Below are 22,499 nucleotides of genomic sequence, written 5' to 3' on the forward strand. Positions count from 1 at the left end.
CCTGCGGCCGCGAATCGGTGCTTAACATGAGGCATGAGTGAACTGACATCACCGACTGGCCGCGAAGAACCGCTGCGTGCCATGCCGCGCCACGACGGCGACGCGCCGAGAGCACTAGTACTCGGGGCTACCGGGTACATCGGCGGTCGGCTGGTTCCGCGGCTGCTCGCCGCCGGATACCGTGTTCGCGTACTCGCCCGCGACGCCAACCGCGCTGCCTCATTCTCGTGGGGCAACGAGGTGGAGATCGTCGAAGGATCAGCCGAAGAGACCGAGGCGATGCGCGAGGCGGCGAGTGATGTCGACGTGCTGTTCTATCTCGTGCATTCCATGGCAGCGGGTAGCGGCTTCGAAGATGCGGATCTGACTGCCGCGCGCACCGTTGCGCGGGCGGCCGCCGACGCATCCGTCTCTCGAATCGTCTATCTTGGCGGACTCCACCCCGCCGGGGTCGACCTGTCGCCGCACCTGCGTTCGCGAGTCGCTGTCGGCGAGGTCTTTCTCTCCAGTGGCGTGCCAACTCTGGTTTTGCAGGCGGGCGTCGTGATCGGCTCGGGATCAGCATCGTTCGAGATGGTGCGCCATCTCACCGATGTGCTGCCCTATATGCCGGCGCCGCGCTGGGTGCGCAACCACATTCAGCCGATCGCTGTGCGTGACGTGCTGCACTATCTGCTGGGCGCTGCGCGGGTGCCGACAGATGTGAATCGTGCCGTTGACGTCGGCGGCCCGGATGTCTTGCGCTACGGCCAGATGATGAACGGCTATGCCGTCGAGGCCGGGTTGAAACAGCGACCGATCGCGTCACTGCCGGTGTTCACACCCGGGCTTGCTTCTCACTGGGTGAACCTTGTCACACCGATTCCTCGATCGATCGCGCGGCCATTGGTCGCGTCGCTGCAGAACGAATGCGTGATGAAGGATCACGATGTAGACGACCTCATTCCGCGGCCGGCAGACGGGCTGACGCCCTATCGCCAAGCGGTAGGTCTTGCGCTGGGTCGTGTGAACGACGACACGGTTGAAACGAGCTGGCAAGACGGCGAAGTGCTGGGGGTGCCTAGCGACCCGCTGCCGAGCGATCCCGATTGGGCGGGGCGAGTCGTTTTCGTCGACGAGCAGCGGGTGACAACGTCGGCATCCTCCGAGGAGCTATGGCGCGTGATCGAGGGCATCGGCGGTGATAACGGGTGGTATTCCTCACCAGTGCTGTGGGCGGTGAGGGGCTGGATGGACCGCCTGGTCGGTGGGATCGGCCTGGCTCGCGGTCGGCGAAGCCGCGCCCGCCTCGCTGTGGGCGACGCGCTCGACTTCTGGCGCGTCGAGGCGATAGAACCGGGGGAGTTTCTGCGCTTGCGAGCCGAGATGAAGGTGCCAGGTTTGGCATGGCTCGAGTTGCGAGCAACTGCTTCGCCCGAAGGCTCTGCCTACCACCAGCGCGCGGTGTTCTTTCCCGACGGTCTCGCCGGCCGGCTCTACTGGCTCGCAGTGCTGCCGTTTCACGGGTTCATCTTCAAGGGAATGGCCAATCGCATCACCGCCGCAGCCGAGGCCTCGTCAGCCGAAAACGCGGAATGAGGCCGAGCCCTGTGGCAGAGACCTACTCTGGAGGAATGAGTTTGCGCGCGGCCGTGGTGACGGTCTCTGATCGGTCTTCACGAGGGGAGCGCGCCGACACCAGCGGTCCGGCGGCGGTTGCCGCATTGCGCGAGGGCGGATTTGACTGTGATGACGCTGTCGTGGTCCCTGACGGCGCCGACAGCGTTGAGCAGACGCTTCGATCCATCGTGGCGACAGGCGCCGCACTCATCGTGACCACCGGTGGCACTGGCTTGTCGCCGCGAGATCAGACTCCTGAAGGAACGGCGCGCGTCATCGAGCGTGAAGTTCCGGGCATTGCTGAAGAACTGCGTCGTCTTGGGGTGACCCAGAAGCCTGCGGCCATGTTGTCGCGCGGCCTCGCGGGTGCTGCGGGCGCCACCCTCATCGTCAACCTGCCAGGATCGAGTGCGGCAGTGCGCTCGGGCATGCCGGTGATCCTGTCGGTGGCAGCACACGTTGCCGACCAGCTGAGCGGGGGAGATCACTGATGGGCGTTCGGCTTGCATCCATCTCAGAATCGCCGCTTGACCTGCAGGTACACCTCGACGCCGTTGCAGACGTCAGCGCGGGCGCCGAGACCACTTTCGTGGGTCGAGTGAGAAATCATGATCCCGAGGCTGCCACCGCCGTGGTTGCGCTCGAATACAGCTCCCACCCCGATGCTGAAGCGACGCTGCGCCGTATCGCCGACGATGCGATCGCTCAGACGGGTGCGTTCGTCGCGGTCAGTCACCGAGTGGGTCGGCTGAGTGTCGGCGACGCCGCCGTGGTGATCGCCGTGGCGTCGTCGCACCGGGGCGAGGCCTTCGAGGTGTGCCGCAAGGTCATCGAGGCGATCAAAACAGATCTGCCAGTGTGGAAGCGCCAGGTCGAGAGCGACGGTACAACCGCTTGGAAGGGTCTGGGCGGCTGACGCGAGAGCAGGCTGTCAGCCGCCGGCGAAGGGCGGCAGCACGTCGACGAGGTCGTCGTCAGCGAGCGCGATCTCATCGTCGACTCGTGCACCGCCGACAAGAACGGCGCATCGGGGAAGGATGCTGCCCAGCCCCGGGCGCTCGGAGGCGAGAGCGGCGCGCAATGCGGCCAGGGTCGGCTCCGAGCGAGACTCTTCACTGACACCAGCAAGCTCTTCGGCAGCGGCGAAGTATCGAACGCGAGCCATCAGGCAGTCTCCTCCGTCTTCCAGGTGCGTGCCAAGGCGGTGATCGCGTCGGCTGCGGCTTGAACGTCAGCGGGGCTGCCGCCCTCGCGACCGGCGACGAGACCAGCGACGAACGCACTGAACGGTGCCGCCGGGCGTGCAACGCCGACGGCGACGTCTCTTGCGAGATCGAGAATCAGCGGGATCGGTACGTCTTCGGGCGCTAAGCCGAACTGCGTGCACAGCGCGGCGGCCCACTCGTTCAGCGCCTCGGGTGGGAGTGTGCGGGGCGGCTCGCTCATTGTGTCTCCTCACGCGGGTTGGTTGGATGGCCGACACGTTCACGCGCCTTTGCAAGATCTTCCCACGTATCCACGTCTTCGGTCAGGGCTGCGGGGGCGCGCAGTACGGTGATCGCAAGATCATCGATGAGGGAACGCACGGTTGCGTGCTGTCCTCGATCAGGAAGGGCAGATGCTGCGCGGCGCAACGAGCGTGTGCGGTAGATTCCGATCAGCCATTGCGGCCTTGACGTCTCGTCGGCAAGGCACGCACCGTCTGATTCGTCCGGCAGCAGTGGCAGCGCTTCGCTCAGTCGTGCGACGGCGGCCTGAACCTCGGGCAGGTCACACGCGAGCAGAAAGACCCAAGTGGGGGCTGTTTCATCAGACCACGACTCGACGGCTGCGACTGCGCCAGCTGCCGGTCCGCCGAACGGGGGATCCTCGCGAACCCACCGAACCTCGAGGGCGTCGTCTAGAACGTCGCCAGCGACAACGATCTGCCGCGCACCCGCTTCGAGAACCGCAGCACACGTTGCGCGCAAGAGCGTTTCACCGCCGACCTCGAACAGCGGCTTGCTGGCTCCATCCACGCGCGTTGCCCGGCCGCCCGCGAGCAAGATGGCTCCCAGCGCGGGTGCCGCCGTCATTCGCCTGGGCGAACCCAGTCGCCGCTCTTGCCGCCGGTCTTGTGTGTAATGCGAACATTCTCGATCGAGGTGGCCTTATCGAGCGCCTTCACCATGTCGACGATAGCCAGCCCGGCGACGGCTACCGCAGTGAGAGCTTCCATCTCGACGCCCGTCCGGTCGGCGGTGCGAACCGTGGCTTCCACAGACACCCCGTCGTCTTCGATAGTGACGTCCACAGTCGCGCCGTGAACCCCGATCACGTGCGCAAGTGGCAGCAGTTCGGGGGTGCGCTTTGCCGCTTGAATGCCGCTGATTCGGGCGACCGCGAGCACATCGCCTTTCGGAACGCTCCCGTCGCGCAACGCGGCGACCACCTCGGGGGCGCAACGCACGAAGCCACGTGCGGTCGCAGCACGAACGGTCGGCTGTTTTTCGGTGACATCGACCATGCGAGCGTGGCCCGCAGCATCCAGATGAGTAAAGGTCATGACAAAAGCATGACATCGACCAGGTCGCCCGCGTTCACTGCTGATACGTCGGCCGCAACGAACGCGTAGGCTTCGGCGCGCCCGAGTCCACCAGCGAGATGAGACCCGCCGCTCGTGGCGGGCACTGCTCTCCAGGCATTCGGATCTGAGCGATCGATCGTGACCGGCAAGAACTGTGCCCGCGCGGGCGGCGTTCGCCATGCCGATGCCGCCGGAAGCGTGATCACGTTGCGAGTGAGAGACAATCTGCCCATCATGGCTGAGATTGCCGGGCGCACGAACACTTCGAACGACACTGCGGCACTGACGGGATTGCCCGGCAACCCGAACAGCAGCGTTCCCTGCGGCGAGGTGCCGAACGCCTGCGGCTTGCCCGGTTGCATGCGCACCTTGCTGAACGTCATCTGCTCGCCAAGCGTGTTCTTGACCACTTCGTAGGCGCCCGCGCTTACCCCGCCGGTGAACACGACGACGTCGGCGCCGAGGGCTTCGCTTTGGGCAATGGCCTGCAGCGGACCGTCGCCCTCATCTGTCACCGTGGTGCGCAGCACGACTTCGCCGCCCGCTTCAACCACAAGCGCGGCGAGTAGGGCGCTGTTCGATTCGGGAATCTGCCCGTGCAGCAGCGGCTGCCCGGGCGGCACGAGCTCGCTGCCGGTTGACACGACAGCAACGCGAGGGCGTCGCGCAACGGTGACTGTCGCCACGCCCGCTGCTGCGGCAGCGCCCAGTTGAAGGGGGCCGAGCACGATGCCGGGAGTGAGAATTTCATCTCCCACTTCGGCGTCACCACCACGCCGCCGTGTATGTGCGCCCACCGCTTGCGGGCCGTGCAACACGGTGATCTGACCGAGCGAATCGTCGAGCCCGCCCAGAGTGTCTTCGAACGGCACGACCGCGGTTGCGTCGCTCGGCAGGGGGGAGCCAGTCATGATGCGCGCGGCCTCACCCGGTGCCAGCGGCGGATCAAGTGCGGTACCCGCCGGAAGGTCGGCGACGACGCTCAACGACACCGGAGAGTCAGTCGACGCGCTGGCCACGTCGTCATAGCGCACGGCGAAGCCGTCCATCGCAGAGTTGTCGAACACCGGAATGTCCACGGCCGCGAGAACTGGCGCTGCCAAGGTGCGGCCGCAGGCGTCGGCGACGTCAACGGACTCAGCTTCAACCACTCGCACGGCGTCGAGCACCGTTGCGAGGTGATCGGCAATCTCGATCAGATCGTCGTGAACGTCTCTCATGCGACAACGACCTCGCGTGCTGCGCCAGACCATGCATCCATGCCGCCGTCGAGCACACTCGCTGAGCGACCGGCGGCGATCAAGGCGCGAGCGGCTTGTTCTGCACGCATGCCGCCCTTGCAGACAACGACAATCGACTCTGTGCCTGCGAGCGAGGGGTTCTGCAATAGCTGCTGCAGCGGTATGAGGGCGGAGCCGGCGATGACCCCCGACGAGGTTTCGCTGGGCTCGCGCACGTCGATGATCGTGGCACCGGCCTGCTGAGCTGCAAGCGCCTCGACGGCTGTCAGGCGAATCACCGACGGGGGAGAGGCTGCAGGCCTGGCCGGTGCCGCGGTTGAGGGTCGCAGCGGCACTTCGTCGGTTCGACCGCGAAGAGCGTCGATGATGAGCACGCGACCCAGGAGCGGTTCGCCTGTGCCGGTGATCAGCTTGATCGCTTCAGTGGCAAGGAGCGCACCGACCTGCATGCAGAGCGACCCCAAGACGCCTACTTCGGAGCAGGTCGGCACGGTACCTACCGACTCTGGCGGGTAGAGGTCGCGCAACAGCACCGCGGGCGTTCCCGTTGGCGGTGATGACCAGAAGACCGTGGCCTGTGCGTAAAACTCCTGCACGACTCCCCAGACGAGAGGGGTGCCGAGCGATTCGCACGCGAAGGCGACGACCTCGCGCGTCTCGAAGGTGTCGGTGCCGTCGATCACCACGTGTGCGCCCGCAAGCATCGTCGAGGCATTCTCTGTGGTAAGCCGCTGTTTGACGGTGTGCACAATCGTCGGTGAGAGATCTTTCGCAACCCGCCTCGCGGAGTCGACCTTCGGATGCCCGATGTCGCTTCGACGATGCATGATCTGGCGTTGCAGATTCGATGCTTCGACGTCGTCGTCGTCGATGATGGTGAGCTCCCCAATGCCGGCCGCGGCAAGGGCGAGCACCACGGGCGATCCGATGCCCCCCGCGCCGACCACCGCGACGTGGGCGGCAGCGAGTCGGCGTTGTGCGACGTCACCGAATCCGGCGAGAATCGCGTGGCGAGCCGTGCGCGCAGCCTCATCGTCATCGAGCATGTTGACGGGAGAAACCAGAGGAGCAAGAGGCATGTCCCCAGGGTAAACCTCAGACGAAGTGACGGCGCCAACGAACGCAAGTGCGGAGAAAACGCCCGCCCCACTGCCGCATATGCGGTGATATTGTGCAGTGTGCCCGCCTATAAGATCGCCGAAGCCGCGCGCCTTCTCGGAGTGAGCGACGATACGCTGCGCCGATGGGTTGATGCCGGAACACTCGCGACGACGGGAGCATCGCCTGCTGAGATCGCGGGCGAGGACTTGGCCGCGCACGCGGTAGAGCTCGCGAAGGCGCCGAGCGATCCCACCGATGTGCTCTCGAGCGCGCGCAACCGATTCGTGGGCATCGTGACGCGCATTCAACGTGACGGCGTGATGGCTCAGGTCGACATTCAAGCGGGATCCCAGCGGATCGTCTCGCTGCTCTCAGCTGAAGCCGTTGATGACCTCGCGCTGGAAGTTGGCTCGCTATCGGTAGCGGTCGTCAAAGCGACCAACGTGATCATCGAATCGCCGCGGAGCTGACGGTGCCGAAGCGACTTCGTCGGCATTCAGCAGCGATCATTGCGGGGGCGATCGGGCTTGCGCTCGTTGGCTGCGCGAGCGGTGACGGAGCCTCGGCAGATTACTCGGGCACCGAGTTGCAAGGGCAACTCACCATCTTCGCTGCTGCGTCGCTGGGCGCTGCGTTCAACGACTTGGCGAGTGAGTTCGAACAGCAGCATCCCGCGGTCGATGTGCGCCCAATCTCGTATGACGGGTCAAGTGTGCTGGCCACGCAGCTGATTGAGGGTGCCCCGGCCGACGTGTTCGCCTCTGCCGATGAGCAGAATATGGCCAGGGTGATCGACGAATCGTTGGCTGATAGCGCTCAGCTCTTCGCCTCGAACACGCTGGTGATCGCCGTTCCATCGACGAACCCGGGCGAGGTGACGAGCATTGCAGATCTCGCGGATCCAGACCTGGCGGTGGTGCTCTGCGCACCTGAGGTGCCCTGCGGCTCGGCCGCGCAGACGCTGCTTGGCTATGGTGACGTGCACGTGGTGGCGGCCAGTCTGGAGCAGAACGTCACCGCTGTGCTCACCAAGGTCGCTGCGGGCGAAGCAGACGCGGGGCTTGTCTACGCGACTGATGTGTTGGGGCGTGATGACATCGAAGTGATTGTGCCAGAGGGCGCGGCTAGCGTCGTCAATCACTATCCGATTGCGACTCTCGTCGATGCTGCTGATCCCCAGATCGCTCAGGCATTCATCGACTTCGTGCTGAGCGACGATGGCCAGGCTGTGCTGCAATCGTGGGGGTTCGCAACACCATGAACCGCAACGGTTTCGTTCCCCGCATTCTTGCGGTTCCGGCGGTTGTCGGGCTCGCGCTTCTCGTGCTGCCGCTTGTCGCTCTCGTCGGACGCGTGGAGTGGTCGACGCTGTGGGGCGACATCAGCTCACCCGAGGCGCTGTCAGCACTCGGTCTCTCGCTCATCACCGGGCTGATCGCGACCGCACTGTGTGTGCTCTTCGGAGTGCCCCTGGCACTGGTGATCGCCAGGAGCGGCTCTCGCACCGCCGCGCTACTGCGCGCGCTCGTCACCGTTCCCCTCGTGCTGCCGCCGATGGTCGGCGGCGTGGCGCTGCTGTTCCTGTTTGGCCGAACAAGCTGGTTGGGTGGGCTTCTTGGCGATTGGGGAATCCAGATCCCGTTCACAACTGGGGCGGTCGTGATCGCCCAGGCGTTCGTCGCCTTGCCCTTTCTGGTTTTGGCACTTGAAGGCTCGCTGCGTGCGACCGGTGTGGGCTACGAGCAGGTCGCTGCGGCGCTCGGGGCAGGGCGCTGGACTATCCTCCGACGCATCACACTGCCGCTCGCCGCGCCAGGGCTCATTTCCGGCGTGGTGTTGTGCTTCGCGCGCGCGGTGGGTGAGTTCGGTGCGACCGCGCTGTTCGCGGGCAATGCTCCGGGCGTCACCCAGACGATGCCGCTCGCGATCTACACAGCCTTCAACGGGGCGGGTGTCACCCAAGGCACTGCTGTCGCGCTCTCGCTGTTGCTGCTCATCACCGCGATCACTGTGCTGTTGCTCGTGCGAGCCTGGCGACCGGAGGCGCAGCGATGACGGGCGAGGCGCTTTGTGCGCGGGTTGTAGTTCAGCGAGCTGGGTTCACGCTTGACGCGTCGCTGAGCGCAGTGGCGGGCGAGGTGGTGGCTCTGATGGGCCCGAGTGGCGCCGGAAAATCAACTCTGCTGAGCGCGCTCGCCGGACTCACTCGGCTGAGCGAAGGTGAGATCAAAGTCGGTGATCGGGTGTTGGATGCTGCGCCCCACCGCCGAACGCATGTTGCCCCTCCTGAGCGTCGCGTAGTGCTGCTCAGCCAGGAGCCGCGACTATTTCCCCACCTCAGCGCGCACATGAATATCGCCTTCGGGCTGCGGGTGCGCGGCGTGCCCGCTGCTACCGCCGACACCTCGGCTGACGAGTGGCTTTGGCGTGTCGGCCTGGCAGGGATGGGGGAGCGCCGCCCGGCGGCATTGTCGGGCGGGCAGCAGCAGCGGGTCGCGCTCGCGCGGGCGCTCGCCACTTCGCCCTCGGTGCTGCTGCTGGATGAGCCACTGACCTCGCTCGATACTGAGACGGCAGGGGATGTGCGGGCGCTCTTGCACGAACAGCTCACCGCAACCCGCGCCACCGCGATCGTCGCGACACACGACGCAGTCGACGCCGTATCGCTGGCCACCAGTCTCATCGTTCTCGAAGCGGGCAGGGTGACCCAACAGGGGCGGGTGCGCGAAGTGCTCGCCGAGCCCGCAACTCGTTTCACCGCTGCGGTAGCGGGACTCAACCGTGTGCCGGGAACGGTGAGCGATGGCGTGTGGAAGAGCGGCCCGTTGCGCATTGAACGAGGCAATGATCAGTCCCCACGTGCGAGCACCGCCATTTTCAGTCCCGCCAAGGTGCAGCTGGAGGCAATGGAAGCGACGACGTGGACCGGCGCCTTGCGCCTGCCCGATCGTGTGGAAGCAGATGATGGCGAATGGATCACACGAGTCACGCGGCTTGAGCAAACACCGGCGGGGGTGCGGGTGCGCACCGCGGAGCCTGAAGTGATCGTCGATCTGTCAGCTGACCGCGTTGCCGGACTCGGTATCGCACCCGGTTTGCCGGTTCGACTTCGCATCGATCCCGCCGACATTCGTTTCAGCACACCTCTAGACTCACCGGATGACACAGATTCGACCGTTTCGCCCGGGTGATGAACCGGCTCTCGCCGATATCTGTCTCAGGACCGCCGATGCTGGAGCCGACGCGACCGGCGTCTTCGACGACGACGAGATCTGGGCAGAAGTATTCGTGCTGCCATATGTCGCGCAGCACCCCGAACTGGCTATGGTCGTTGAGACCGACGACGGGCGAGTAGCGGGATATGTGGTGTGTGCGACGAACACGCGAAGCTTTGAAGATTGGTTCGCCACGTCATGGTGGCCGCAATTCAGCGGTCGGTGGCCTCGGCCGATGAAAGAGACCACCCGTCAGGACGGCACATTAATCTATGCCTACAGCCGTCGTGGCGGTGCCGAGCCGTACGGAGACGACTATCCGGCGCATTTGCACATCGATCTGCTGCCCGAACTGCAGGGGCAGGGGTGGGGCCGCAAGCTGGTTGAGGCGCTGTGTGCAGAGCTGCGCTCGCGCGAAGTATCAGGTTTGCACCTGGTAGCGTCGGCTGACAATCTTGGCGCGCTGGCGTTCTACGAGCGCCTCGGCTTTACCCCGCTCGCATCACACGCGGGCGTACAGGCGTTCGGAATGCACTTGCACTAGCCAGCAGACACGAGACGGCCCTGCTCAAGACGCACCACGCGGTCGACCAGACCAGATGGCACGCCCACATGCGAGATGAGCACCACGGCCTGGTCATCACCGACAGCCGTCAGCAGATCGGTGAGCAGTGCATCTGACGCATCAGCGTCGACTCCCGCGGTGGGCTCGTCGAGCACGAGGATCGGAAAGCCGCGCAACAACGCCCGAGCCAGCGCGATGCGTTGGGCTTGGCCGCCAGACACCAGCGAGCCGCGCTCGCCGACTCGCGCGTCAAGACCACCCCGCTCGCTGAGCCAAGTGCCAAGCCCGACGCGTTCCATCGTCGCGATGAGTTCTTTATCGGTCGCGCGCGGTCTGGCAAAAATCAGATTCTGGCGAATATCTTCGTCGAAGAGCATCGGACGCTGTTCGCAGAGGCCAACAGCGAGACGCACATCATCGCTTGCAAGATCAGCGACTGGCTTCGAACCGATGTCGTAGCTGCCTTCGGTCTCGAGAAAACGCACCAGAGTGTGCGCGAGGGTGGACTTTCCGGCGCCGCTCGACCCGACGACCAACAGCCGTTCGCCGGGGCGAACGTCCAGATCGATGCTGCGCAGTGACGGCTCGCTCGCCCCAGGCCACGAAACCGTGGCGCCGCGCAGGTGCACCCCGTCGCCGACCTCGGGCACGTCGCTCGTCGGCATGACATGGTCGTTCACCATCTCTCGTGGCAGCTCAGTCGGCACCGAGTCGGCAATCCGCTCCGCCGAGGCGCGAACCTGTCGCCATGCTGAGGCTGCCATGGGTACGGCGGTGAACACTTCGAACACTGCCATCGGTATCAACACTGCCACCGCCAGTGACGGGCCGGTGAGGCTCCCTGACGCGATGCCCGGAACCGCGACGAGCACAGCGGCAATCGACGCGGCACCCGCCATCAGCGAGACGATCGCTGTCGTGCCCGCCTGTGCCGCAGCGCGGCGCACCACGGCGCGACCTAGGGCACGATCTGCGTCAATGATGCGATCGCGGCTTCGCTCCTCGGCGCCGAATGCCATGAGCACGTCGAGGCTGCTGAGATGATCCGTCACGGCGTCAGCCAAGCGCGCGCGTAGCGGCGCAATCGATCGTTCGCTGCGCGCGCCTGATGCCCAGCCCCACAGCGCCGCCACGGACCCCGCCACGATGAGACATGCCAGCAACGTCAGCGCCGCCGGCCACCAGACGAAGGCGACGAGCACCACAGCGGCTGCAGCGACAGCGGCAGATGACACCAGCGGCTGCACGACACGCAGTGGAAGATTCTGCAGCTCATCGACGTCATCGACGAGGGCGCCCAACACCGAGCCGCGGCCCGATCGGGCAAGGCCGGCCGGCGCGAGCGGGATCAACCGGCGAACCAGCGAAGCGCGGGTCGTGGCGAGCTGACGCAAGGCCGCGTCGTGGCCGGTCAAACGTTCGAGATATCGGAAGCTCGCACGCGAAAGCGCGAAGAAGCGCACCCCAACCACTGCGGCCGACAGATACAGTACGGGCGGCTGTTCACTCGCCCGAACGATGAGCCACGCGCTGACGGCGAGCAGAGCCACCGCCGAAGCCTCTGAGGCGAACCCCGCAGCCAGCGACCACCAGAAACGGCGCGCCGGGGGCATCGCGCCGCGCAGCACGCCAGCAGCGGTGTGCCGGTCAGACCGGGGCGTGACCTGCGTCATGAGCGCACCTGCATTGGGGTGATGGAAGATGAAGCCAGGCTCACAGTCTGATCAGCAACCGTCCGCGCTGTCGAACGATGAGAGATCAGCAGCACGACTGCCCCGCGATCGGCGAGCGTTCGCACCGAGGTCCAGAGTCTGTTCTCGGTCTCGAAGTCAAGCGCAGCGCTGGGTTCGTCTAGGGCGATGACATCGGCGAACCCGCGCAGGTGTCGGTAGAACGCGCGAGCCACCGCAATTCGGTGCGCTTGGCCCCCCGACAGCCCCGCTCCCTGCACACCAAGCTCCACGTCAGGGTGAACCTCATCGGCACACGCGAGGGCAAGCGCACCTGTCACCATCGCTTCGTCGATGGCCGGGTCGCCGAGGGCGACGTTCTCGCGCACTGTGCCAGCAAGCAGACCCGCTTGTTGACCTGCCCACGCCAGCCATTCCGACGGTGACAGGGCGCCAATGTCGGTGTCGCCGAGATGCGCGCTTCCGCTGAAAGCCGCCACGCCGCGCAGCGCAGCGAAGATGCTTGACTTTCCCGCTCCGCTGGCGCCCTCGAAAAGAGTGACAGAGCCGGGTCTCGCGGTGAATGTCACCGGCGGCAGAACACGGTCGCCGTAGGAGACTTGCAGGCTCGCCACGCGCAGACTTGCGGTGGGCGCCGGCCGCACACGCGATCGCTCGCGTGATGGCTGAGCCTCGGACGATGGACGGCTGCGGGCAGCATCCAAGACTTCGAACACATCATCAGTGGCTGCGACGCCCTCGGCCGCGGCATGAAACTGCACGCCGACTTGCCGAAGCGGCAGGTAGGCCTCGGGAGCGAGAAGAAGCACGAAGAGCCCGACGGTGAGCAGCATTGCTCCGTCAATCAGGCGAAAGCCGATCGACACGGCGATAATCGCCACCGAGATGCTCGCCAAGAACTCGAGCGCGAACCCCGACAGAAACGACACGCGAAGAACGCGCATGGTTTCGCGACGGTAGTCATTGGTAACACGCTCGATTGAGGCCACCGCGCGATGCTGTCGACCGAAGATCTTGAGCGTTGCCAGGCCCTGCACGGTGTCAGCGAATCGCGAGGCAAGGTGCTGCAGCGTCTTCCACTGCTGTCGCTGCACCTTCTGAGTGGCAAGACCGATCAGCACCATGAAGATCGGGATGAGCGGAAGGGTCAGCACCACGGTCAAGCCCGAGATCCAATCCGACCACCACATCACGATGATGAGCACGGGAGTGGCGATGGCGGTTTGCACCAGCTGTGGCAGGTAGCGACCGAAGTAGGCCTCGAGTGCGTCGAGGCCCCGCCCCGCTGTCACCGCCAACTCGGTGGAGTTGCGCGGTCCCAGCCAACCGGGGCCCAGTTCTCCTACCGCCTTCACCAGCGCAGAGCGCAGCTGTGTTTGCACTCTGGATGCTGCGCGCGCCGCGATTGATTCACGTGCCCACAGCAACAGCGAGCGCGCCGCAACGACAGCCGCGAGCAGAGCGAGCGTCGGTGCCAGTGACTGCACCGGTTCGCCATCGATCGCGGTGACGATCGCCCGCGTGAGAAGCCACGCGAAGGCCACGATCAATGCTGTTTGCAGCAGCGCGATGATGGCGATCGCCGCGAAGAACGCTCGTGACGCACTCGCATAGCGCAACAGACGCGGATCGACGGGTGCGCCCCGTGTGCGCGGGGGCGCTTCAGCATCCGACTCTTGATTCACAACCCTCTGACTCTACCGCTGCGGCCCTCGTGTGCTTGTGAGCTCAATGGGTCACGGCTGCCGCTTTTTCGATGTGCGACCGGGTCACTCGCTTGCGGAAGATCCAATACGTCCAGCCCTGATAGAGAAGCACAAGCGGCAGGAAGATCACCGCCGCCCAAGTCATGATCGTGAGCGTGTAGTCGGTGCTCGAAGCGTTCTCGATCGTCAGGCTGAAGGCCGGGTCGGTCGAGGAAGGCATCACGTTCGGGAACAACGCGAACCAGAGGGTGAGCACGGCTGCGACGATGGTGAGCGCGCCGAAGCCGAACGCCCACCCTTCGCGATCTCGCATATTGAAGATGAGCGACATGATCAGCGCGACGGCGGCGATAGCGGCGCCCGCGATGACCAGAACCAAAAACGGAGCACCGTGTTCGGCGGCGATGAAGATCGTCCAGATCAAGAATGCGGCCGCGACCACGACGGTCAGCATGCCCGAACGGCGCGCGAGCACGCGTGCATCTGCATGCACCTGCCCATCGGTCTTCAGCGCCACGAAATACACGCCATGGGTGAAGAACAGCAACAGGGTCGTGAGGCCCCCCAGCAGGCCGTACGGGTTGAGCAGTGTCAGGAAAGACCCGGTGAACTCGTGGCTTGCGTCGATCGGAACACCCTGCACGATGTTGGCGAAAGCGACGCCCCACAGCAGTGCGGGAACGGCTGAGCCGACCACGATCATCGTGTCGAAGCGCTTACGCCACTTCACACTGTCGCGCTGGTGGCGGTACTCGAACGAGACGCCTCGCAAGATCAGCGCGAGCAGAATCAGCAGCAGCGCTAGGTAAAACCCGCTGAACAGGGTCGCGTACCACTCCGGGAACGCCGCGAACAGGCAAGCGCCGGCGACAATGACCCATGTTTCATTCAGATCCCAGACCGGACCGATCGTGTTGATGACCTGACGGCGTGAGACGTCGTTCTTGCCGAGGAAGGGCAACGACATTCCGACGCCGAAGTCGAAGCCATCGAGAACGAAGTAGCCGACGAAAAGGAATCCGACAATGAAGAACCAGATGTATGCGAGATCCATGGCGCTCTCCTAGTAGACCGTCGTGGGGGTGTCTTCGACCGACCGCTCACGCGGATCGGGGTCGTCGGGACCGGGCAGCGGTGCTGGCCCGGCGTGAGTGGTCTTCATGATGAGACCAACTTCGACGACTGCGAGGATGGCGTAGATCGCCGTAAACGAGATGAGCGAGATGAGTACGGTCCAGCCGGGCACGCTCGGCGACACTCCGTCTTCGGTGAGCATCAGACCGAACACGATCCACGGCTGTCGACCCATTTCGGTGAACACCCAACCGACGAGAATTGCTACGAGCGACGCCGGCCATGCCCAGATGGCCAGTCGCCATGCCCACGTAGGCACCTCGCGCTTTGCCTTCTTGCGAGTGAGCCACAATCCGACGACGGCAGTGAGAGCGGCGATAGCGCCGAGGCCGATCATCCAGCGAAACGACCAGTATGTGACCCACAGGATCGGGGCGAAGTTGCCGTCGACCTGGTCTGCGAACTGGGGGAACAGCTCGGTCGTGTACTGCATGTTCAAGTCGTTGATGCCCTCGACGCAGCCGTCGAGAGTGTGTGTGGAAAGGAACGACAGCAAGAACGGGATGCGAATCGAGAACAGTTCGCTCGTACCATCGGGCGTTCCCAGCGTGAAGATCGAGAACGACGCGTCGGCGCCACAGGCGGTGTCATAGAGGGCTTCAGCCGCAGCCATCTTCATCGGCTGCGTCGCCACCATCACCAGACCGAGCTGGTCGCCAGAGAGCGCGGTACCGCCGAACGCGATGATCATGCCCCACAGGCCGTAACGCAACGACGAACGCATCATCTCGATGTTCTGCCCGCGCACGAGGTGCCACGCAGAGATCGAGATGATGACCCCCATCGTCATCATGAAGGCGGCGAAAAGGGTGTGGGGCAGCGCGGCGAGCGCGACCGGATTGGTCAGCACGGCAAAGAAGTCGGTCATCTCGGCTCGGCCACCGTCTTGCGCCATCTGGTATCCCACAGGATTCTGCATGAAGGCGTTCGCGGCGAGGATGAAATACGCCGAGAACCACGCGCCGATAGTGGCAATCCAGATGCTAGCCAGGTGCAGGCCCTTGGGCAGCTTGTCCCACCCGAAGATCCACAGCCCGATGAAGGTCGCTTCAAAGAAGAAGGCCATCAGCCCTTCGAAGGCGAGCGGCGCCCCGAACACGTCGCCAACGAATCGGGAGTATGACGACCAGTTCATGCCGAACTGGAACTCCTGCACGATGCCGGTAACAACTCCCATTGCGAAGTTGATCAGGAAGATCTTGCCGAAGAACTGCGTCAAATGCAGCCATTTCACGTTCCCAGTGCGAAACCAGACGGTCTGAAAGATCGCAACTGTCAATGCCATCCCGAGCGTGAGCGGAACGAACAGAAAGTGATAGAGCGTCGTGAGCCCGAATTGCCAGCGGGCCAGTAACAGGGGATCCAGCAGGTCCACGGAGGCGCTCCGATCGCTCAAACGATGTGGTCTGACCACACCATATCAGGCTCTCGCAGTGGGACGGTAGTCCCGCAGAAGAAATCTCGCGAACCGGCTGGCAACCGCGCCCGGCCTCGCACCGGGAGCACATGGCCCCCACTGACTTTGCGGCGATTAGGCTCAAGGTATGGTCGGGGTCGTTGCAGCGGGGGTTCGCGCGTGAGCGCGGTGCCGGTGACGATCGGCATTCGTTCAGATCCCACCGAAGGCGACGCCTCGTCGGCTTCGCCTGGCGATCCGCTCGTTGACACCTTTGGCCGCGTGCATCGAGACCTGCGAATTTCGCTCACGGATCGGTGCTCGCTACGGTGCACCTACTGCATGCCAGAACAGGGCAATGAATGGCTGGCTCGCACGAGCATCTTGACCCTCGACGAGATCGTGCAGATCGCGACGATTGCTGCAGCGAACGGCATCACCACCTTTCGGCTGACGGGCGGAGAGCCCCTGCTTCGAACCGACATCGTCGAGGTCGTACGGCGACTCGGCGAGATTCGGGGGCCTGACGCAAGACCTGTCGAAATCGCTATGACGACCAACGGCATCGGCCTGCCCGAGAAGCTGCCTGGTCTGATCGATGCGGGCCTGAATCGCTTGAACATCTCGCTCGACACCATTCGCCCCGAGAGGTTCCACGAGCTCACCCGGCGTGACCGTCTCGATGACGTCCTCGCGGGAATTGAAGCTGCGGCAGCGTCTGCTCTTCGCCCGCTGAAGATCAATGCTGTCGCCATGCGCGATGTCAACGACGACGAACTGGTTCAACTCGTCGAGTTCGCGGTAGCCCACAACGCGCAGATGCGCTTCATCGAGCAAATGCCGCTCGATGCAGGCCACACGTGGGATCGCACGCGCATGGTCACGCGTGAAGAGATCTTGGAGACCCTCGCCAGTCGGTGGACGCTGACCCCGATTCCCGGGCGCGGTGGTGCGCCAGCCGAGCGGTGGACGCTCGATGACACCGACCACACGGTGGGCGTCATCGCCTCGGTCACGGCGCCGTTCTGTGGGGACTGTGACCGGTTGCGGCTGACTGCTGACGGGCAGCTGCGCAATTGTCTCTTTTCAGAGACGGAGTATGACCTGCTCCCGATCCTGCGGGCGACCGATCGCGAGTCGAGCCAGAGTCGTGAGGTCGCAGTCGATCGGATGCTTCGCGCCTGCGTGCGCGGCAAGCTTCCCGGCCATGCCATCAACGATCCCTCGTTCCTGCAGCCCGCTCGTGGCATGAACGCGATCGGCGGCTGAACAATGGGCCGCATCACCGCGCGCCGACCGGTCGTCAAGATCACCCTGGGGTCGGGATCGCGCAAGCGAGCCGACGACCTCGCCGTCGAGGAGCCACTTGAGGTTCGAGTGATGGGCAAACCGCTCGCGGTCACGATGCGCACGCCCGGCCACGACGTTGAGCTCGCCGGCGGATTTTTGGTGTCAGAGGGTGTGATCTCGCAGCGCGGCCAGTTTCGCAACGCCATCCATTGTGGTGGCGCTGGCACCCCCGGCGGCGCGCTCAGCGGCACCGAAGAGGGAAATACGTACAACGTGCTCGACGTAGCGCTCGCCCCTGACGTCACGCTTCCAGCCCCAGAGCTCGCGCGCAATTTCTACACCACGAGTTCATGCGGAGTGTGTGGCAAGGCCTCCATTGACGCGATCGAGACGGCATCGAAGTTCGACCCCTCGCTGGATCGTGTGACTGTTTCGGCCGACGCCCTTGCCGCGCTTCCCGATCGTCTGCGTGAAGACCAGGTCGCGTTTGCGCGCACCGGCGGCCTTCACGCCGCAGGGTTGTACGACGCGGTATCGGGCGAGCGGTACGTGGTGCGCGAAGACGTCGGCCGACACAACGCGGTCGACAAGGTCATCGGCTGGGCACTGTTGAATGACCGCTTGCCGCTTACAGGGGTCGTGTTGCAGGTATCGGGGCGAGCGAGTTTCGAGCTGGTGCAGAAGGCGGTGATGGCCGGCATTCCGATTCTCTCGGCCGTATCAGCGCCTTCAACCCTCGCCGCCGAGCTGGCGACAGCATCAGGTCTTACTCTGGCTGGCTTCGTGCGTGGCACGACGATGAACGTCTACTCGCACGCAGAACGGATCCTGGCGGACTGATCAGCCCGTCGACTAGCCAGTCTTTGGGGGATGCGTCTTAGAAGACGAAGAGCTGACCCATTACGAGCACTGTGATCACGAAGAGAGCGACGATCGCGCCCACGATGGCAAGCGTTTTTCCCGACATCTTGGCCACGGCGAAGCCGACCAAGAACGGCAGCGCCGCCAAGAAGATCGCGACAATCCACCAGAAAGCGACGTAGCCGCCCTGGGTCGCCTCGCTCAGCCGCCCCCCGAATAGCTGCTGAGTCTGAGGGTGCGTAGCGAACGAGAATGCTGCCGAGAGGGGAATCGCGATGAATGCAGCGATGATCAGACCGAACAGCGCCCCCCACAGTCCTGGGCTGCCGTTTCCGCTCAGCGCGCCGCCATGGTGTTCCTGCTGTTCTGAAGCCATACGCAGAACTTTAGTAGGTCACGCGGCACAACTCAGCCCACGAGCGTGATGCCGACCAATACGGCACGCACTAGCCTCGGATGGTGAGCCCCGCCGAAAGCCGCGAACCCGTGCAAATGCAGCGCACAGCGCAAGAGATCGCCGTTGCCGTGCGTACAGCGCAGCTGAGCGCGGTCGAGGTCATGCAGACCCATCTGTCTCGCATCGCTGCGATCAATGATTCGATCAACGCCGTCACCGCGACTTTTGCCGACCGTTCACTCGCGGCAGCGCGAGAGGTTGACGAAGCCGTATCGGCGGGCCTTGACCCGGGCCCACTCGCGGGGGTGCCATTCACGGTGAAAGAGAACATCGACCTGACCTGGTCGCCCACCACAAACGGCTGGCGCGGGGCGATGGAGAACATCCCACCCGAAGATGCGGTGATCGTTTCGCGCATGCGCGCCGCGGGCGCGGTTCCCGTAGGGCGCGGGAACATGTCCGACTTCGGAATGCGATGGGATACCGACAACGAACTCTTCGGCCGAACGCTCAACCCATGGAACCGGCACCGCACCGCGGGCGGCTCAAGCGGCGGCGACGCAGCGGCGGTCGCAACGGGAATGTCGAGCATCGGCCTCGGCAACGATTTCGGCGGTTCACTGCGCATTCCCGCCCATGCCGTAGGCGTCTGCGCCGTGCGGCCGTCTCACGGCAGAGTGCCTCGCTCGGCCGTTCGCGGCGAAGGTGTCGCCATGACGTTGCAACAGTTCTCAGTGAATGGGCCCATCGCTCGGAATGTTGCTGATCTTGAGTTGGCGTTCCAGGTGCTGCTCGGGTCGGATCCACGTGATGGCGTCTCGGTCGATGCGGTTGCGCTCGACCCCGATAGCGCGCCGCGTCGTGTCGGTGTCGTCAATGGAGCGGCAGGGTGGCCCGTCGAGCCGGGAGTGGCAGCATCCATCGACAAGGCCGTTGACGCATTGGGCGCCGCAGGGTGGGACGTCGTCGAGATCGACCTGCCGCGCCTGGAACAAGCAGCGACTTTGTGGCGACGGCTCGCCTGCACCGACATGCTCTTCACCCTCGATCCTGCCGATCTCGCAGTGCCGTTGGGAGAAGCGGCCACCGCGTTCATGCGCGACAGCACGGCCGCAGCACGGCCCTACGAGACAGCGCGCGAGTATGCCGACGCATGGGCGCAGCGGGTGGTAGTGGCGGCCGAGTGGCGCCAACTGCAGCAACACATCCCACTGATCCTGGGCCCGGTGCTCGCCTCGGGTATTCCTGCCGTGGATTTTGACCTGGGAGGTCAGCCACAGGCAATGGATGCCTGGCGGTCGCTGTGGCTCACTCTTGCCGCAAATTTTCTCGGGTTGCCAGCTGTCGCTGTACCCACTGGGCTGGATGCTGTGTCTCTTCCCACCGGTGTGCAGGTGATTGGCCCGATGAACGGTGACGAATTGGCATTGCGTGCGGCCCGAGACATCGAGATGGCGTGCGTCTGGCCCGGGACGGCCTGATGGGCGCACTCAGCCGCTGAGTTCGAGCACCACCTGGCGGTATCGCAGCAGGAACGCGGGCTCATCGAGCCGTTTGCGACGGAGCCACGCGGTGACTTCGTCGTTGGACTTGCTTGCATTGCACGACCGGCACGCGGGCACGACATTGTCGAGCGTGTAGCGGCCGCCGCGAGATATCGGCAACACGCAATCACGTTGAAACGGGCCGTCTGCTTTGCCGCAGTACGCGCACTGCGCCCAGGCCTCAGAGATCGCAGCCCACTGAGCATCGGTCAGATCGCTGCCTGAAGTCGCGACACGTTTCACGCGTCGCCGCTGCGCACGAGCGCGGCGCGAATTGGGGGCGGCCATGTGGCCAGCGTATCTTCGAGCACTCACCTCGAGCAGGTGACGCGCGGTCTGCCTGCACGGCGCTGCGAGAGCAGGAGCATGGTGTGCCCGTAGGATCATTGCAGGTCGCGAGTCGCGGCAGATCGAGAGGAACCAGTGAGCGAACACGATGAACGCATCACCTGGGTGCTGGTCGACGGCGAGAACATCGACGCCACACTGGGCTCATCGATTCTCGGTCGACGACCGCAACCTGACGAGCGCCCACGCTGGGACCGTTTGATCGCTTTCGCCCGACGAACCTGGCGCCAAGATGCGCAGGGACTGTTCTTTCTCAACGCGTCCAGCGGCATTCCGATGTCTTTCGTTCAAGCGCTCAAGGCGATGGACTATCGAGTAGTTCCGCTTTCGGGAGCTCCCGACGAGAAAGTTGTCGACATCGCGATTCAGCGCACTCTGCAGGCGCTGCGCCACCGGCATGAAGATGTCATTCTGGTCAGCCATGACGGCGACTTTCTCGAAGATATCGAGGCGCTGATCGACTCAGAGCGTCGCGTGGGCTTGCTCGCGTTCGCCGAGTTTCGCAACATCGGCTTCGGGGCGATCGCTGGCCTAGAGAAATTCGATCTTGAATTTGACGCCGAAGTCTTTGACGCCCCGCTTCCGCGGGTGCGGGTCATCCCGATTGAAGAGTACGACCCATACACCTTTTTGCGCTGAATTGCGCCGAGGTCTTCCACAGCCCAAACGAACGTAGGCTCGGAGCGACCCGATTGGAGTGTGAGATGTCTCGAGTTCTGTTAATTGGTGGGCACGGCAAGATTGCGCTGTTGCTCGAACCGCTGTTGACCGGGCGTGGTGACCACGTGACGGCGGTGATTCGCAACCCGGATCACGAGTCAGACGTCGCGGCTGCGGGAGCTACGCCGCTCGTAGCCGACGTCCAGATGCTTGACACTGATCAGTTGAGCAACGTGATCAGCGGAAATGAAGCGGTTGTGTGGTCGGCCGGCGCGGGTGGTGCCAGTGCCGAAACCACCTATGCCGTAGACCGCGACGCGGCAATACGCACGATCGACGCGGCAGTAGCCGCGGGCGTGTCGCGGTATGTGATGGTGTCGTACTTCGGCGCCGGAGCAGATCACGGTGTTCCGCGTGACAACTCGTTCTTCGCGTATGCAGAAGCGAAGGCTGCCGCAGATGAGCACCTGCGCGCGAGCGGGCTCGACTGGACTATCGTCGCACCGAGCACGCTGACGCTCGACGAGCCGACAGGTCAGATCGAGGTGGACGCTGATGCGCCATCGAAGGTGTCGCGCGGCGATGTGGCTTCAGTCATTGCGGCCGTGTTGGCGGACGATTCGACGATCAGACGAACGATCCGATTCAACGAGGGCGCTACAGCAATCAGTGAGGCCGTGGCTCGTTGATCTGAGTCGCCGCTCACAAGAGTGAGATGCGTTCAGAGGAGAGCACGCTAAAAATCTGGGCAGGAAAGCCCATTCGTTGGCCGGGGAGCTTAGGCAACCCCGGCCAACGGATGAAATCAGAGCGGGCGAATGTTAGCGGCCTGCATGCCCTTGGGGCCACGCTCCGCTTCGAATTCGACCTTCTGGTCTTCGCGGAGCTCCTTGTATCCGTCGCCCGTGATCGCGGTGAAGTGCGCGAACAGGTCGGCGCCGCCATCGTCAGGAGCGATGAAGCCGAAGCCTTTTTCGGAGTTGAACCATTTCACGGTGCCAGTGGCCATCGTGTCTTTCCTTTTACTTTGTGGGCCGCGTGAGCGACCGGGAGTGCCGCGCCGACGTGTGCGGAGCGGGCGTATGAGACGCGGAATATCCGCGAGGGGTGTTATCGGGGCTGCGGATGCCGCAACCACTGCATGGGCGAGTTCACTTGTGCCGTGTATACCGAGATCTTCGCCTT

At 64.3% G+C, this 22,499-nt stretch carries 26 protein-coding genes; 13 read left to right on the top strand and 13 right to left on the bottom strand.

Features of this window, described 5'->3' with window-relative positions; translation table 11 throughout:
• Positions 1-33: 33 nt before the first annotated feature.
• The 3 genes from WDU96_RS05235 to WDU96_RS05245 are packed head-to-tail and all read left to right on the top strand — an operon-like array spanning position 34 to position 2,515.
• Complete coding sequence (locus WDU96_RS05235) at positions 34-1,578, top strand: SDR family oxidoreductase (protein WP_337337422.1); 1,545 nt, start codon at positions 34-36, stop codon at positions 1,576-1,578.
• 35 nt (positions 1,579-1,613) lie between these two features.
• Positions 1,614-2,090, top strand: a complete 477-nt coding sequence (locus tag WDU96_RS05240) for a MogA/MoaB family molybdenum cofactor biosynthesis protein (protein ID WP_337337423.1) — start codon at positions 1,614-1,616, stop codon at positions 2,088-2,090.
• Positions 2,087-2,515, top strand: coding sequence for a molybdenum cofactor biosynthesis protein MoaE (locus tag WDU96_RS05245; RefSeq protein WP_337337657.1), 429 nt, complete (start codon positions 2,087-2,089; stop codon positions 2,513-2,515). The genes WDU96_RS05240 and WDU96_RS05245 overlap by 4 nt, the downstream gene beginning before the upstream one ends.
• A 15-nt stretch (positions 2,516-2,530) precedes the next feature.
• On the opposite strand, the gene WDU96_RS05250 is transcribed toward WDU96_RS05245, so the two are convergent.
• The 6 genes from WDU96_RS05250 to WDU96_RS05275 are packed head-to-tail and all read right to left on the bottom strand — an operon-like array spanning position 2,531 to position 6,485.
• Positions 2,531-2,764, bottom strand: coding sequence for a MoaD/ThiS family protein (locus WDU96_RS05250; RefSeq protein ID WP_337337424.1), 234 nt, complete (start codon positions 2,762-2,764; stop codon positions 2,531-2,533).
• Entirely contained in the window at positions 2,764-3,045 is a 282-nt protein-coding gene (locus WDU96_RS05255; RefSeq protein ID WP_337337425.1) for a DUF6457 domain-containing protein, read from the bottom strand. The genes WDU96_RS05250 and WDU96_RS05255 overlap by 1 nt, the downstream gene beginning before the upstream one ends.
• Entirely contained in the window at positions 3,042-3,674 is a 633-nt protein-coding gene (gene mobA / locus WDU96_RS05260; protein WP_337337426.1) for a molybdenum cofactor guanylyltransferase, read from the bottom strand. Before mobA ends, WDU96_RS05255 begins: the two co-directional genes overlap by 4 nt.
• Positions 3,671-4,144, bottom strand: coding sequence for a cyclic pyranopterin monophosphate synthase MoaC (gene moaC, locus WDU96_RS05265; RefSeq protein ID WP_337337427.1), 474 nt, complete (start codon positions 4,142-4,144; stop codon positions 3,671-3,673). The genes mobA and moaC overlap by 4 nt, the downstream gene beginning before the upstream one ends.
• Positions 4,141-5,385, bottom strand: coding sequence for a molybdopterin molybdotransferase MoeA (locus WDU96_RS05270; protein WP_337337428.1), 1,245 nt, complete (start codon positions 5,383-5,385; stop codon positions 4,141-4,143). Before WDU96_RS05270 ends, moaC begins: the two co-directional genes overlap by 4 nt.
• A complete protein-coding gene (locus WDU96_RS05275) occupies positions 5,382-6,485 on the bottom strand; it encodes a ThiF family adenylyltransferase (RefSeq protein WP_337337429.1) in 1,104 nt (367 codons plus the stop codon). Before WDU96_RS05275 ends, WDU96_RS05270 begins: the two co-directional genes overlap by 4 nt.
• Positions 6,486-6,584: 99 nt before the next feature.
• On the opposite strand from WDU96_RS05275, the gene WDU96_RS05280 reads away from it, so the two are divergent.
• Genes WDU96_RS05280 through WDU96_RS05300 form a run of 5 tightly spaced genes read left to right on the top strand, consistent with a single transcriptional unit; the run spans position 6,585 to position 10,266 of the window.
• On the top strand, positions 6,585-6,977 hold the full coding sequence (locus tag WDU96_RS05280) for a TOBE domain-containing protein (protein ID WP_337337430.1): 393 nt from the start codon (positions 6,585-6,587) through the stop codon (positions 6,975-6,977).
• Between the two features lie 2 nt (positions 6,978-6,979).
• Positions 6,980-7,768 carry a molybdate ABC transporter substrate-binding protein gene (modA, locus tag WDU96_RS05285; protein ID WP_337337431.1) on the top strand — a complete coding sequence of 263 codons (789 nt, stop codon included), beginning with the start codon at positions 6,980-6,982 and terminating at the stop codon, positions 7,766-7,768.
• The gene (locus tag WDU96_RS05290; protein ID WP_337337432.1) at positions 7,765-8,562 is read left to right on the top strand and encodes an ABC transporter permease; all 798 of its coding nucleotides are present in this window, start codon (positions 7,765-7,767) and stop codon (positions 8,560-8,562) included. Before modA ends, WDU96_RS05290 begins: the two co-directional genes overlap by 4 nt.
• Positions 8,559-9,698: a sulfate/molybdate ABC transporter ATP-binding protein gene (locus tag WDU96_RS05295; protein ID WP_337337433.1), complete on the top strand. Its 1,140-nt coding sequence runs from the start codon at positions 8,559-8,561 to the stop codon at positions 9,696-9,698. The genes WDU96_RS05290 and WDU96_RS05295 overlap by 4 nt, the downstream gene beginning before the upstream one ends.
• A complete protein-coding gene (locus WDU96_RS05300; RefSeq protein WP_337337434.1) occupies positions 9,667-10,266 on the top strand; it encodes a GNAT family N-acetyltransferase in 600 nt (199 codons plus the stop codon). The genes WDU96_RS05295 and WDU96_RS05300 overlap by 32 nt, the downstream gene beginning before the upstream one ends.
• Here the strand turns inward: WDU96_RS05300 and cydC are convergent.
• Genes cydC through WDU96_RS05320 form a run of 4 tightly spaced genes read right to left on the bottom strand, consistent with a single transcriptional unit; the run spans position 10,263 to position 16,193 of the window.
• Positions 10,263-11,960: a thiol reductant ABC exporter subunit CydC gene (gene cydC / locus WDU96_RS05305; protein WP_337337435.1), complete on the bottom strand. Its 1,698-nt coding sequence runs from the start codon at positions 11,958-11,960 to the stop codon at positions 10,263-10,265. The two genes, WDU96_RS05300 and cydC, sit on opposite strands and share 4 nt — an antisense overlap.
• Positions 11,957-13,663 (bottom strand): thiol reductant ABC exporter subunit CydD, encoded by a 1,707-nt coding sequence (gene cydD / locus WDU96_RS05310; RefSeq protein WP_337337436.1) that lies wholly within the window; start codon positions 13,661-13,663, stop codon positions 11,957-11,959. Before cydD ends, cydC begins: the two co-directional genes overlap by 4 nt.
• A gap of 43 nt (positions 13,664-13,706) precedes the next feature.
• Positions 13,707-14,738 carry a cytochrome d ubiquinol oxidase subunit II gene (gene cydB / locus WDU96_RS05315; protein ID WP_337337437.1) on the bottom strand — a complete coding sequence of 344 codons (1,032 nt, stop codon included), beginning with the start codon at positions 14,736-14,738 and terminating at the stop codon, positions 13,707-13,709.
• Between the two features lie 9 nt (positions 14,739-14,747).
• Positions 14,748-16,193, bottom strand: a complete 1,446-nt coding sequence (locus WDU96_RS05320) for a cytochrome ubiquinol oxidase subunit I (RefSeq protein WP_337337438.1) — start codon at positions 16,191-16,193, stop codon at positions 14,748-14,750.
• A gap of 201 nt (positions 16,194-16,394) precedes the next feature.
• Between WDU96_RS05320 and moaA the strand changes: the two genes are divergently transcribed.
• Together moaA and fdhD are read left to right on the top strand one after the other, a co-directional pair.
• Positions 16,395-17,483 carry a GTP 3',8-cyclase MoaA gene (gene moaA / locus WDU96_RS05325; protein ID WP_420063930.1) on the top strand — a complete coding sequence of 363 codons (1,089 nt, stop codon included), beginning with the start codon at positions 16,395-16,397 and terminating at the stop codon, positions 17,481-17,483.
• A 3-nt stretch (positions 17,484-17,486) separates the two neighbouring features.
• Entirely contained in the window at positions 17,487-18,344 is an 858-nt protein-coding gene (fdhD, locus tag WDU96_RS05330) for a formate dehydrogenase accessory sulfurtransferase FdhD (RefSeq protein WP_337337439.1), read from the top strand.
• A gap of 37 nt (positions 18,345-18,381) precedes the next feature.
• Here fdhD and WDU96_RS05335 read toward each other — a convergent pair whose 3' ends face one another.
• Positions 18,382-18,741: a hypothetical protein gene (locus WDU96_RS05335; RefSeq protein ID WP_337337440.1), complete on the bottom strand. Its 360-nt coding sequence runs from the start codon at positions 18,739-18,741 to the stop codon at positions 18,382-18,384.
• An 80-nt stretch (positions 18,742-18,821) separates the two neighbouring features.
• Here WDU96_RS05335 and WDU96_RS05340 point away from each other — a divergent pair, with 80 nt between their 5' ends.
• Positions 18,822-20,243 carry an amidase gene (locus WDU96_RS05340; protein ID WP_420063931.1) on the top strand — a complete coding sequence of 474 codons (1,422 nt, stop codon included), beginning with the start codon at positions 18,822-18,824 and terminating at the stop codon, positions 20,241-20,243.
• 9 nt (positions 20,244-20,252) lie between these two features.
• Here WDU96_RS05340 and WDU96_RS05345 read toward each other — a convergent pair whose 3' ends face one another.
• Entirely contained in the window at positions 20,253-20,594 is a 342-nt protein-coding gene (locus tag WDU96_RS05345) for an HNH endonuclease (protein ID WP_337337442.1), read from the bottom strand.
• A gap of 135 nt (positions 20,595-20,729) precedes the next feature.
• On the opposite strand from WDU96_RS05345, the gene WDU96_RS05350 reads away from it, so the two are divergent.
• Together WDU96_RS05350 and WDU96_RS05355 are read left to right on the top strand one after the other, a co-directional pair.
• Complete coding sequence (locus WDU96_RS05350; protein WP_337337443.1) at positions 20,730-21,293, top strand: NYN domain-containing protein; 564 nt, start codon at positions 20,730-20,732, stop codon at positions 21,291-21,293.
• A gap of 65 nt (positions 21,294-21,358) precedes the next feature.
• On the top strand, positions 21,359-22,003 hold the full coding sequence (locus WDU96_RS05355) for an SDR family oxidoreductase (RefSeq protein WP_337337444.1): 645 nt from the start codon (positions 21,359-21,361) through the stop codon (positions 22,001-22,003).
• A 116-nt stretch (positions 22,004-22,119) separates the two neighbouring features.
• On the opposite strand, the gene WDU96_RS05360 is transcribed toward WDU96_RS05355, so the two are convergent.
• Positions 22,120-22,323, bottom strand: coding sequence for a cold-shock protein (locus WDU96_RS05360; protein ID WP_337337445.1), 204 nt, complete (start codon positions 22,321-22,323; stop codon positions 22,120-22,122).
• Positions 22,324-22,499 lie beyond the last annotated feature (176 nt).

The organism is Microbacterium marmarense (assembly GCF_037204165.1).
Classification (GTDB): Bacteria; Actinomycetota; Actinomycetes; order Actinomycetales; family Microbacteriaceae; genus Microbacterium; species Microbacterium marmarense.